A 241-nucleotide genomic window follows, 5' to 3' on the forward strand; every position below is an offset into this window, starting at 1 on the left:
GTTCTTGCCGCTTGTAATACAGCAGAGGAACCAAAAGCAGAGCCTACAAAGGATTCGGTTACAGCAGATAGTGATATAAACAACAATGTTGACGAAACAGAACCACCAATAACAAATGAACAAGAAGAAGACTCTCAAGCAACAAGCGAACAAGAAGAAGATTCTCAAGCAACAAGCGAACAAGAATCTCAGATTTTATACACATCAAATAATGAAGAACATAAAGAAGCAACTACTTCTG

Annotated in this window: 1 protein-coding gene; it reads left to right on the forward strand. The window is 37.8% G+C overall.

The window, feature by feature from the left end; translation table 11 throughout:
• Positions 1–241: hypothetical protein (locus R0J88_RS22965; protein ID WP_410901311.1), on the forward strand; the 241-nt coding region annotated here is incomplete at both ends.

The organism is Pseudoalteromonas sp. SIMBA_162 (assembly GCF_046535955.1).
In the GTDB taxonomy this organism is placed as follows: domain Bacteria; phylum Pseudomonadota; class Gammaproteobacteria; order Enterobacterales; family Alteromonadaceae; genus Pseudoalteromonas; species Pseudoalteromonas marina.